The organism is Comamonas sp. JUb58, from assembly GCF_004364775.1.
Taxonomy (GTDB): Bacteria; Pseudomonadota; Gammaproteobacteria; order Burkholderiales; family Burkholderiaceae_C; genus Comamonas.
This window is the reverse complement of sequence record NZ_SOAL01000043.1, coordinates 1-11,535: the sequence shown is the minus strand read 5'-3', so window position 1 is coordinate 11,535 and position 11,535 is coordinate 1. Positions and strand designations below refer to the sequence as shown.

Sequence of the window (11,535 nt, the reverse complement as noted above, 5' to 3'; positions counted from 1 at the left end):
ATGAAAGCAAGCAAACCATTCAAGGGCGTCAAGGACGGCGACATCTATCCGACCGAGTTCAACCCGGGAGACGAAATCCCGCCTGAGTTGGAAGCTGCCGCACTGGAGTTGGGCGCCGCCGAGGGCACCCCCACTGCACCCAAGCAGACCAAGGCAAAGGTCTAAGCCATGCTCCTGAGCCCGACTGAAGCTCTCGCGCACCTGCGGGTTGAGGCCGGTCAGGAGGATGCTCTGATTACCCTGTACCAGGGCGCAGCGGAGCAATCCGCCATGGACTACCTCAACCGGCAAGTGTTCGCCGACCAGGCTGCACTTGACGCCGCTGTGGCTGCTGAGACGGCCGGTGCCAACCCTATGGTTGTGAACTACGCCATCAAGGCGGCAATGCTGCTGATCTTGGGGCACCTATATTCCAACCGCGAGGATGTGGTGGCTGGGGCATCTGTGGTGCAGTTGCCTGGCGGGGCTCGTTCCTTGCTGCGACCTCACCGGATTACTCATGGAGTCTGACCATGACCACCATTGGCCAACTACGCGACCGCATCAAGATCCAGCGCCGAACAGGCGGTGCTAACGAGGTGGGTGAGCCCTTGCCTGAGGCATGGGAGGAATTTGTCACCCTCTGGGCTTACGTGCGGCACCCTTCAGGCGTTGAGTCCATTCGCTCAGGCGCTGACACCTCGGTGGTCAAAGCCTCGGCGCGCATCCGCTGGCGAACTGATGTCAACGCTGGAATGCGTATGGTCCACCTGGGCCAGAACTATGACATTGAGGCGGTGTTGCCAGGCCTGGATCGCAAGTTCACTGATCTGTCCTGCAAACTGGTGGTGTGACATGGTGCGCCGCAGCGATACAACGCTCAGCCGCAACGGTGAGCGCAAACTCGGCGGGCGAAACACCTTCTCCATGGATTTGGACACCTCCGGGCTAAAGCAGTATCTGCAGCAGCTCGATGACGGGGTGAAGGAGGCGATTCGGCCAGCTGCGCAAGCGGCGGCCCAGGTGGTGTACGACCGTGTGAAGCTCAACGTGCAGGGCATCGGCAAGGTGACTGGCAATCTGGACCGGTCTATCTACCAAGCATTCAGCCCGGAAAAGTCCAAAACTGGCCAGCGCGCCGAGTATCACATCAGCTGGAACCACAAGAAGGCGCCGCATGGCCATCTGCTTGAGTACGGCTGGACACAGCGTTATGTCGCCATCACCAACAAGCGAGGGCAATGGGTGACGCTGGTTCGACCTGAAAAGGTTGGCACACCCAAGCCCAAGCGCCGGGCATCGCTTGCAGAGAAGGATGCCTATTACGTTCTGCGGCCAGGCGGCCCTAAGCAGCATCCTGCGACCGCATTCATGCGCAGCGCATCGAGCGCCATGCCGGCGGCCCTGGCTGCGGCACAAGAGACGCTTATCGCACGCATCAAGAAGGGGTAAAAAGTGCTTGAAATCGATTTGCAGGCCGTCTTGAAGACGGTTTGCCCTCAGGTATTCATGCGCGTTGCGCCGTCGGGCACCAAAGGCCGCTATATCACCTGGCAGCACCTCGGTGGCGATCCGATCATCTTCTTGGACAACAGCCAGGGAGATAAGCGCAATGCGCAGATCCAGATCAATGCCTATGACAGCACCGGCCTGGATGCGCTTCGGCTTCTACAGGCCGCCCAAGTCGCACTGTTGGCAGCAAAGGATAAGTTCGCGGCAAGTCCTCAATCGGAGCCTATCACTGCGCTGGATGACGCTGATGACGTGCCAGGCTACCTGCAGTCTTACTCGATAACCGGGAAGCGATAGCAACCCACCCAGACACCGGCTTAGGCCGGTTTTTTTGTGCCCGTCATGGGCTGATCCCACCCGCAAAGCAATGGCCGAGCGGGTTTTTTCGTTCTTGAAAGGCCCAATTATGGCTATTCGTCTCCCTGACGGCGCAACCGTCGCAATCGCAACCGGCTACGGCGCTGTTAAGTCCGTGACGGCGATCTCAAACGCAAACCCTGCGGTGCTCACCTCCGCAGCTCACGCGGTTCCCAACAACTCCTTCTTCGAGTTCAAGACGCCTTGGCAGAAGATCAGTGAGCGCATCTGGAAGGCGGGCAATGTCGCTGCTAATTCGCTCGAAATCGTTGGCGCCGACACCACCGACCTGAACCGCTTCCCTGCCGGTCCCACGGGCAGCACGCTGCGCGAGATCACGGCCTGGACGCAGATCTCCCAGATTCTGGACTACCAGACCTCGGGCGGCGACCAGCAGTTCTGGACCGGCTCCTTCCTGGAAGATGACTACGAGCGCCAGTTGCCCACGGTGACCAGCGCCCAGTCCATCACCCTGGGTATTGGTGACGATCCGACGCTGGCAGGCTACCAGGCCCTGAAGCTGGCCGGCGAGCGCCGCGACATCCGCGCTTTGAAGGTGACTCTGCCTGATGGCTCGGTGCTGCTCTACAACGGCTACGTGTCGTTCAACGAGAGCCCAACTCTCACCAAGGGCCAAGTGATGCAGGTGACTGCAACCTTCTCCCTGCAAGGCCGCCCAGTCCGCTACTAAGCGGCTCCAACCCTCTGCACCGACCCAGCCGCTTCGCTCCTTTCAGTGGGGCGGGCGGCTGGGCACGGGCTATATCTTTCCTCTCCACTGAAACGAACACATCATGGCAAAAATCGTACTGGGCAAGCGCCCCGAGACCATCACCGCATTTGTTGACATCCCGCTGATGAGCGGCGAGAAGGCCAAGGTCTCTTGCCAGTTCAAATACCGCACCCGCCAGGAATTCGCCAAATTCCTGGATGAGAACGCAGAGGCAAAGCCAGAAGTCAGCAAGGATGGCGAGAAGATCACTTTCGAGAGCCTGGCAGTCAAGGGTATGGCATCTAACGCTGCCCGTGCCCTGGAATTCCTCAAGGGCTGGAATCTGGATGACATCGAGCTGACCCAGGACAACCTGGCTCAGCTTTTCAACGAAGAGCCAGCGGCCGGCGCTGCGCTGTGGGGCGCCTACCGTGCGGCTTGCACCGAGGGCTACCTGGGAAACTCCGAAGCGTAGCCCGGGCGAAGTACGAGGCGCCGCCCAGCGATGCAGAGCTGGCGGCCTTCGGCATGAAACGTTCAGACTATGCGAAAGACATTGTGCTGCTTTGGCCGGAGACTGAGCCAGTTTGGAGCGTCTGGGAGCAGATCCGCAACCAGTGGCGCGCGGGCGCAGTCGGTGCCTACGCTCTGGACTACAACGTGCTTTTCTACCTGCTCGACAGAATGGGTCTCTCTCCGGAGGACCACCAGGAGCTGTTTGACGGCATCCGGGTGATTGAGGCTGAGGTTCTGGCCATCTGGATGGAAGAGCGTGAGGCTGAAGATAAGAAGCGAGCCAAGACGTAGCAATGCGTTACCATCGGCCGACTAACTTGGAGGGCTTCGTGAAAATCATCGTTCGGAATATCGTCATTGCGCTGGTACTGCTGGCGGGGTGCGCCTATGCATACACAATTTATTTGGTGCACGCACTTAGACAGCCGGTACTGGAGCAGCTAAAGGATCCAGATTCGGCAAAGTTCCGCAACGAAAAGGTGCATGGCGGTTGGACTGTAGGGTCCAGCTTTCTCTGTGGGGAAGTAAATGCCAAAACCCCCATGGGGGGCTATGCAGGCTATAAGAAGTTTTGGGCTCTTAAAGGTAAGGCTGCCGACTTGGAATCAGAAATTCTGAACGCAGACTACATCAATTCCCAATGCGCTGATTAAACAGCATCAATCTCAACAGCCCTCTGTAAATCAGAGGGTTTTTTAATATCAGGCTCGCTTCGGCGGGCCTTTTTTATTGGTGGCGCAGCATGTCAACTGAAAACCAAAAATTCGGCTTCACTGTTGCCGCGGAGAACGAGGCCTCCCAGACCTTCCAGCAGATCGGCAATGACGCCGACAAGATGGCCAACAAGGTCAACCAAGCCGGCCAGAAGGCAGCTGAGGGCGTTGGCGCCATTGGCGACGGTGCTGAGAATGCAGCCGAAAGGCTCACCCGGGCGGAGAGCCGCATTGCTTCTGCGATGCGGAAAGCTACTGAGGAAACGTTGCAAGCCGCCCAGGCAGCAAAAAGCCTCTCTGGGAGCTTTGAGCTCAAGATGGATATGCGGGGCATGGATGCTTCGCGCCTGCAGCCCTACATCAAGGCCCTGCGTGATGCGGAGAGCGAACTGTCGGTATTCAAGGCTGCTGAGGCCGAGGTGGGCCGCCAGAACGTATTCGCTGAGAAGCACCGTCAAGCCCAGCAGCTTGCGAAGTCGGCCGAATATGTTCGTTTCTGGAACGAGGAGTTAGATCGCATGGCAGCCGCCGAGAAGCGCGCAGCCAGTGAGAACGCATTTCTCAGCTCCTTGCGTGAGCAGTCGAGCGCCATCAGCAAAACCCGCGCTGATCTCCTAGAACTGCAGGCTGCGCAAATGGGCGTTGCAGCCCAAGCTGCGCCGATGATTGCCAAGCTGCGTGAAGCTGAGGGCGGCGTCGGTAAGGTCGGAATGAGTGCGGCCGCCATGAGCGCCGCGCTGCGAAACGTGCCTGCCCAGTTCACCGACATCGTGGTGAGCCTGCAGGCAGGACAAGCGCCCTTGACCGTGTTGCTGCAACAGGGTGGCCAGTTGAAGGACATGTTTGGTGGGGTAGGTGCGGCCTCCAAAGCGCTTGGGGGCTATGTCCTGGGCTTGGTCAATCCATTGACAATAGCAGGGGCAGCCGTCGGCATCCTTGCGCTAGCCTACAGTGAAGGGGTCAAGGAGCAGGATGCGTTTGTGCGATCTATCGCGCTGTCTGGCAACGTATCTGGAGTCACCACAAGTCAGCTGCGGGACTATGCGCGCCAAATTGATAGTGTGGCGGGAACGCAGGCAAAAGCTGCGGAGAGCCTAGCTCTGTTTGTCGCGCAGGGCGTTCGGGGAAATGAACAGTTGCGCCAATACACGCAGACTGCCATTGAATGGGAGAAGTTGACTGGGCAGGCGGTAGAGGAAACGGCGAAGAAGTTCAGCGAATTGCAAAAGGATCCACTTGCAGCCGTACTGAAGTTGAATGAGGGGACCAACTTCCTTACCGTCAGCATCTATGAGCAGATCAAATCCCTGGAAGATCAAGGGCGGTCGGCAGATGCTTCGCGTGTTGCAATGGACGCGCTGGATACCGCAATGCGTGATCGCAGCAAGACGATCAAAGAAAACCTGGGTTACATCGAGCAAGGTTGGAACTCAATTAAGGGAGCAGCCAAAGAAGCTTGGGATGCAATGCTTGGCGTTGGCCGCAAGGCGACTATTGGTGATCAATTGGCTGCAGCCCAGAAGCAGCTGGCGGAGAGAACAGCAAAATCTGACGTTGTTGGCGATGATGCGGCATGGCAGCGCGGAAATAAGCTCCTAGAAGAGCGAATTTCTGGGCTCCAGGGGCTGCTTGATAAAGAGAAGGACGCTGCGGACGCATCTGCTTTTTCCGCTCAAGCGCTTAAATCCCGCACCGAATGGGAGAGCCTGTCCGAACAAAGTATGTCTAAGTCAGAGAAGATGACGAAGGCACTCACGGAAGCTCGAATCAAATACAACAAGGAGTTGGCCAATCTACCTGCACCAGATATGGCGGGCCGCGCTCGGTTAGAGCAAGAATACGAAAAGATCAACGCTAGCATCCGCGAGCAATACAAGGAGAAGAGCCCGAGCAAATCAGGCGGCGTCAGCATGAGTGACACCCGGCTGTCTGGCCTCGAAGCTCAGCTAGAAGCCGCCCGACAGTACGGTAAGCAGCTGCAAGAGCTGGGTCTGGCCGCGAAGGACCTGAATGCTGGTGAGCGAGAGTCGCTGAAGATCTCTGCCGAGTTAGAGAAGGCCACCGACGCCAAGACCGTTGCAAAGCTCAAGAGCGCTAAGGCGACTGCCGATGAGATTGGTCAACAGTTGCGCAGCAATGGCACGACTGAAGACAACCTCAAGGCCAAAGACGCGCTGATCAAGTCGATGTACAAAAGCGCCGACGCTACGGCGCAGGAGACCGCACGCCTTGAAGCGTCGCTGAGCGTGTACGGCAAGTCTCAAGTGGAGATTGAGCGCCTCACTTTGGCCAAGCTTCAGCAGCACAAAGCTGATGTGGGGCTGATTGCCAACCTCGAATACATCGCGGCTCTGGAAAAGCAGATTCAGGAGCAAGCGGGGAAGGTGGGAGGCCTTGAGAGGACTGAGCTAAAGAAGTTCACCGAGACTATCGGCAAGTCCCTGGAAGCTGCAAAAGAAGAGCTGGCCATCCAACAGGATGGCCTTTCTCTTTTGGGGATGGACGAGGTTGCTCGCCGCAAGATTCTGGCTGTTCGCAAGATCACGCTGGATGTAGCCAAGCAGATCGCGGAGGTGGATAAGACCAAGTACAGCGACGACGACGATGAGAACGAGCGCCAACGTGCTGCACGCCGTAAGTTGATCTGGGAGAAGTCCGAAGTGGACACCCAGGTGGCCATTGGCAAGATCCAGGAGGAGTACGCGCTGAAGAACGCCGAGAAGTACAACGATATCTTCCGGCAGGGCTTTGCGGACTTCGTCAACAACGGCGCGGACGGCCTCAAAGCGTTTGGCAAGTCGCTCAAGACCACGATTCTGACCTCTGCTTCCGATGCGCTTTACCAGGCATTCGCGCAAAAGTTTGTGATGAACGTTGCGGCGAACGTCACAGGGTTGGTCGGTGCTGGTGCTGGCTGGCTGGCGAGTCTTTTTGGCGGTGGCGACTCTGCTTCTAGCGGCGGCGGCGGTTTGATGAGCTTGCTCAGCAATGGATCGAGCGCATACAGCCTCTATTCCGGTGAGGGCCTGTTGGGCCAGGGATCGCGCTACGCTGCCAACCTGATGGGCTGGGGTGGGAGCGCCGCATGGAGCGCCCCTGGTGTCCAAGCCTCTGGCGCAGTAACGATGCCAGTGAGCGGAAGCCTGGGCGGTGCCGCGCCGGGCAGCACCAGCTTCATGGGTCTCAATGGCGGTTATGCCGCTGCTGGCGTCATGATGATTCCACTGATCGCTGCCTACTTGGGCGGCATGTTCAAGGAGGAAAAGCAAGTCGGAAGCGGTATCACTGGCGAGCTGGGTGGCGACCTCTACGGCTACCAGCTGATGCGCGAGAGCGGCGGATTGTTCGATGGCCCTGACTACCGCTATGTGGTGGCTGAGAAGGAAATCGAGAAGTCCAAGGCCGAGATCGAGCGCCTGAAGAAGGAGATTGCCGACAACCCTAACGATGCCCGCAACGGCTACCGTGAACGGCAGCTCCAGCAGCAGTACAGCCGCCTGGAGATGCTCTCGCAGTACGACGGGTCAATCGAAGCCTCCAAGGGTCCCATCAAGATCCTGCAAGACGCCTTTATGGCAATGCGCGAGGACACTGCGTCTCGCGCAGACAGCCTGGGCTTGGATGGCGATGCTATCCGGGCCATGAAGGTGACCCTGGGGCTGGATGAAATCCATCCGGACACCGGCGGCAAGGGATTGGAGCTGACCGGCCTCACGCAAGAGGAGGCCTCTGCCAAGATTCAGGCGGCCCTGGCGCAGGCCAATGAGGAAATGGCGCGCTCTGTGTTGGGCAAGTGGGAGGACCAGACCCGCGAGATCACGCGCACGGTGTGGGATAACGTGGAGCTGCCCACTGACGGCGACACCCAGCAGTATGGCCGCGTGGGCCGGGAGGTGACGGAGACGATCACCGAGCAGGTGTTTGTCATGAGCGAATACGTGCGGACCGGCGAGACTGCGGTTCAGGCGCTTACCCGCTTGTCAGACTCGCTGCACAGCGTCAATACCGTCTTCGACATGCTTGGGCTCACGCTCATGGATACGTCGCTGGCTGGCGCTGATATGGCATCGGACATCATCGACGCCTTCGGCGGTGCTGATAAGTTCACGGCTGCAACCGGCAACTATTACGACAAGTTCTATACCGACCAAGAGAAGGTGCAGAACCAAACTCGTTTGCTCAATGACCAGCTCAAGAAGCTCGGTATTGAGACGATGCCGGCCAGCCGTGAGGCGTTCAAGGAATACATCAACGGGATCGACCGCAGTACGGAAGAGGGTCAAAAGCTCTTTGCCAGCCTGCTCGGTCTCGTGGATGTGTTCGACATGATCTACACGTCTGCCGAGAACATCGCATCGCTCAAGGGTGATCTGCAGATTCAACTGCTGCGCGCCAAGGGCAACGATGCGGAAGCTACTCGCCTGGAGCGGGCCAAGCAGATCAAGGAGCTGGAGAAGTACAACGATCCAGAGCTGGTGAAACTGCAAGTAGAGATCTGGGACACCGAGGACAAGGCTAAGGCTGATGAGGCAGCGAAGACGCTGGCGCAGCAGAACCTCCAGGCGGCCATCTCCCGTGAAAAGGAGTATTGGAACCAGTTTGCAGCGGACGCTAAGGATGCTTTCACCAAGGCATCCAGCTACGTGGACTTGTTCAAGGGCAGCGCCAAGTCTCTGCGCGCAGGCCTGGATGACATGGCCAATTCGCAGGCTGCGGCCGGCATGGTGTACATCGAGCAAGCGCTTGAGAACGCTCGCCGAGGCCTTGGATTTGGTGACTACGACCAGACGCAAAGCGCGATCAATGCGGCTACCGGCGGACTCGTCATGGACAACTACGCCACCCAGGCGGAGCTGGACTACGACAAGAAGGTGCTGGCGGGCCAGTTGGACGAGCTGGGCGAGTTCGCGGAGCTGGCCAAGACCGATGCACAAAAGCAGATCGACTTGGCCAATGCTCAGATCAAGCGTCTGGATGACACCCTTTCCTATTGGACGGAGTACGGTAAAGAGCAGATCGACGCAACGCTATCAGTCACTGACGCTATCAAAGCGCTGGAAAAGCTGATGTTTCCTGAGAAGGACGCAGCAGGAGCTGGAGGGTCTGCAGCATCCAGCGGCAGGGGTGGCGCAAGCTTTGGCGGCGGTGGCGGCTCAATCATCAGCGGCAACTCGTCAGAGAACATGTTCGATGGCTATTTGCCAGACGGACGGCCCGTCTACAAGGATGGCTCTATCGGCACGGCAATGGACGGCACGGCTGACAAGATCGCCAAAGGGCAAGACCCATACAGCAACGTTCCTGGCTACAGCGGATCGGGCAAGGTCGTGTACGACAAGGAAAAGGGCATGTATGTGCCTAAGCTCAATGTTGGCACCAACTACTTGCCAAGCGACATGCTTGTGCTGGCCCACCAGGGTGAGCGAATCATCCCGAAGGCTGACAACCATGCGCTGATGGCGGCTTTGGGCAACCAGGGCGGCCCTGCTGTGCAAATGGCGGAAGTCGTTGCAGAGTTGCGCGCCGTCAAGCAAGAGCTGCAGGCGATCAAAGCAGGGCAAGGAGAGGTCGCCTACCAGGCACGCAAGACTGCCTCTGTCCTGTCTAGTGTTACTGATGGCGGTCTGGGCATGCGCAACCAGCCAGCTACTGCATAAAAGGAGGGCGAACTATGCTCGTTTTATCGCCCATCACCATCACCGATTCCATGTTCATGGCCGGGTCGATCCCGGATGTGGATGTGGATGCGGGTGAGAAAGCGTGGGTATCTGGTCAAGTCGTGGCCGAGAAGGATGAGAGGGTGCATAACAAGTACGTATGGAAGTGCGCACATGTGCCACCCGATCTGACCATTTCACCCGACAAGGACGGCAACAACTGGCAAAAGATGCGCCCATCCAACAAATGGGCCTCCTTTGATAAGTACCCCAGTACAGCGCAGGTAGGTAGAAAAGGCCGGGTTGATCAAGTTATCAAGCCCGGCTTTTTTAATGGCCTAGCGCTTGAGAACTTGAAGGGCTCGCGCCTGGAAATACTGATTACCGATGGCGTTGATGGTCCGAATCTCCGGCCCCCTGTATCAGTGCCACTACGGGTGCGACCTGCAGGCTGGAAGAGCTATTGGTTTGGCCGAAAACTGCAGATCACGAAATACCGCCTCGACAAACTGCCGCTCAACCCAAACGCAGTGATCCACATCACTGTCACGGGCGCAGCAGATGAAGAGGTGGGCATCGGGTGGCTGAGCATCGGCGACTGGATCAACTTCGGCATTGCCAAGCGGGGAATCCAATCCGGCACGCTCTACGGGGCCAAGGCCGAGATTGAGAACTTCGCTGGCCGCAAGGACTACGGAGACGGCACTTTTGACTTGGAGCCGCGTGGCGCTGCCGTGAATCTGACGCTGCCTGTGATGGTGGATGCGAGCGAGGGCAATCGGTTGTTTGATGTTGTCAGGCGGCTGATGAACAAGCCTGTTGCAGTCTATGCCAGCGCTCGTGACCGTGATCGCTTGTTATCGACAGTGGGCCTGGTATCCACGGACTTCACCCGAGAAATTACTGAACTGACGACGCTCAGCGTCTATGTGAAAGGAGTCTTGCAATATGACAGTGCAGCACTTTGATGGATTTACCCCACTGCCGCAATATCCGACTCCGGAGATGGATGACGGCCCTTACGGCGAGCTCGCGTTGAAAACGACGCAGGCATACCCGGTGATGATTGATGAGATGACCACCGCAGCTGCGGTCATCGAAAACAACGCTGAGGTATCGCAGCAGCAAGCCCAGCGTGCCGTAGATGCAGCAACCGATGCAGCCCAGGTGCAGGACATCGTGCTGGGAGCGGCCAACTTCAAAGGCAACTACGCAGACTTGGCGGGAGCGCTGCCAATGCCTGCATCCGTCAAGCACGCGGGCCGCTTCTGGATGCTAACGCGCAATCTTGCAAACGTGGCTGCTGATGTGCCAGGTGTGTCAACAGCGTGGACATCGCTAGACAGCGGGCAGGTGGTCACGCAAAAGATCACCGCAAACACGACTGGCATTGCGGGTGTCAAGTACCTGATTGCAGGGCCAGGCGTCACGCTCACCCTGCCTGCGGCCTGGAACAAAGGCGACCGCATCGGCTACCAGCTCGTCGCGCCCGTCAATGGGCAAAAGATCAACTTTGGCGCTACCCCGGTGATGGGCAACGCGCTAGGCCTGGTCGAAATCGATGTGCCACGCGTCAACGACAACTGGCAATACGAAGACAACACTTTGGGATTGATCGCGCAATGACTACTTACTCTCAAGCATTTGGCGGCCAAGGTGGCGGCGCCATTTTGGATTACCAGGTCTTCCCATCCAGCCAGATCTACACCGTGCAGTATGACGGCGTGCTGGATGTGCTTGCAATTGCGGCATCGGGCTCGGGCTCTGTCGGCAACCAGCTGGTAGGAGGCGCGGGCGCGGGTGAGTGCGCATGGCGCCGGGCTGTGCGGGTCTACAAGGGCGACACACTCACTATCACCATCGGCGGGGGCGGCGCGGGCGTTACAGCGGCATTCAACGCCGCAGTGGCGGGCAACGCAGGGGGCGATACCGTCATCACATCATCGCGCGGCTGGTCTATCACTGTGCGCGGCGGTAAGGGAGGCACGGTAGGTGGCGGCACATCGCTGCTGGGCGGCCGTGGTGGTACTGGTGGCTCCGGCGGCGATGTTCATGTGGCCGGTGGCAATGGTGGCGACATCATTTTGTG

General features: G+C 58.4%; 12 protein-coding genes. All 12 read left to right on the top strand.

What is annotated here, in order from left to right; translation table 11 throughout:
• Window positions 1–168: 168 nt before the first annotated feature.
• On the top strand, window positions 169–510 hold the full coding sequence (locus EDF71_RS24645) for a head-tail connector protein (protein ID WP_133859156.1): 342 nt from the start codon (window positions 169–171) through the stop codon (window positions 508–510).
• A 2-nt stretch (window positions 511–512) separates the two neighbouring features.
• The gene (locus tag EDF71_RS24640) at window positions 513–833 is read left to right on the top strand and encodes a phage head closure protein (protein WP_208301133.1); all 321 of its coding nucleotides are present in this window, start codon (window positions 513–515) and stop codon (window positions 831–833) included.
• Window position 834: 1 nt separating this feature from the next.
• Window positions 835–1,431, top strand: coding sequence for an HK97 gp10 family phage protein (locus EDF71_RS24635; RefSeq protein WP_243854459.1), 597 nt, complete (start codon window positions 835–837; stop codon window positions 1,429–1,431).
• Between the two features lie 3 nt (window positions 1,432–1,434).
• Window positions 1,435–1,788, top strand: coding sequence for a DUF3168 domain-containing protein (locus EDF71_RS24630; RefSeq protein WP_243854458.1), 354 nt, complete (start codon window positions 1,435–1,437; stop codon window positions 1,786–1,788).
• Between the two features lie 205 nt (window positions 1,789–1,993).
• Window positions 1,994–2,539: a phage tail protein gene (locus EDF71_RS24625; protein WP_243854457.1), complete on the top strand. Its 546-nt coding sequence runs from the start codon at window positions 1,994–1,996 to the stop codon at window positions 2,537–2,539.
• A 103-nt stretch (window positions 2,540–2,642) separates the two neighbouring features.
• On the top strand, window positions 2,643–3,035 hold the full coding sequence (locus tag EDF71_RS24620) for a phage tail assembly chaperone (RefSeq protein WP_133859153.1): 393 nt from the start codon (window positions 2,643–2,645) through the stop codon (window positions 3,033–3,035).
• A 53-nt stretch (window positions 3,036–3,088) separates the two neighbouring features.
• Entirely contained in the window at window positions 3,089–3,367 is a 279-nt protein-coding gene (locus EDF71_RS24615; RefSeq protein WP_133859152.1) for a DUF1799 domain-containing protein, read from the top strand.
• A 38-nt stretch (window positions 3,368–3,405) separates the two neighbouring features.
• Window positions 3,406–3,729, top strand: coding sequence for a hypothetical protein (locus EDF71_RS24610; protein ID WP_133859151.1), 324 nt, complete (start codon window positions 3,406–3,408; stop codon window positions 3,727–3,729).
• Between the two features lie 89 nt (window positions 3,730–3,818).
• Window positions 3,819–9,446, top strand: a complete 5,628-nt coding sequence (locus EDF71_RS24605) for a phage tail length tape measure family protein (RefSeq protein ID WP_133859150.1) — start codon at window positions 3,819–3,821, stop codon at window positions 9,444–9,446.
• Window positions 9,447–9,460: 14 nt separating this feature from the next.
• On the top strand, window positions 9,461–10,414 hold the full coding sequence (locus EDF71_RS24600; RefSeq protein ID WP_133859149.1) for a hypothetical protein: 954 nt from the start codon (window positions 9,461–9,463) through the stop codon (window positions 10,412–10,414).
• The gene (locus EDF71_RS24595) at window positions 10,395–11,072 is read left to right on the top strand and encodes a hypothetical protein (protein ID WP_133859148.1); all 678 of its coding nucleotides are present in this window, start codon (window positions 10,395–10,397) and stop codon (window positions 11,070–11,072) included. The genes EDF71_RS24600 and EDF71_RS24595 overlap by 20 nt, the downstream gene beginning before the upstream one ends.
• On the top strand, window positions 11,069–11,535 hold a 467-nt coding region (locus EDF71_RS24590), incomplete at its 3' end, for a glycine-rich domain-containing protein (RefSeq protein ID WP_347876688.1). The genes EDF71_RS24595 and EDF71_RS24590, both read left to right, overlap by 4 nt.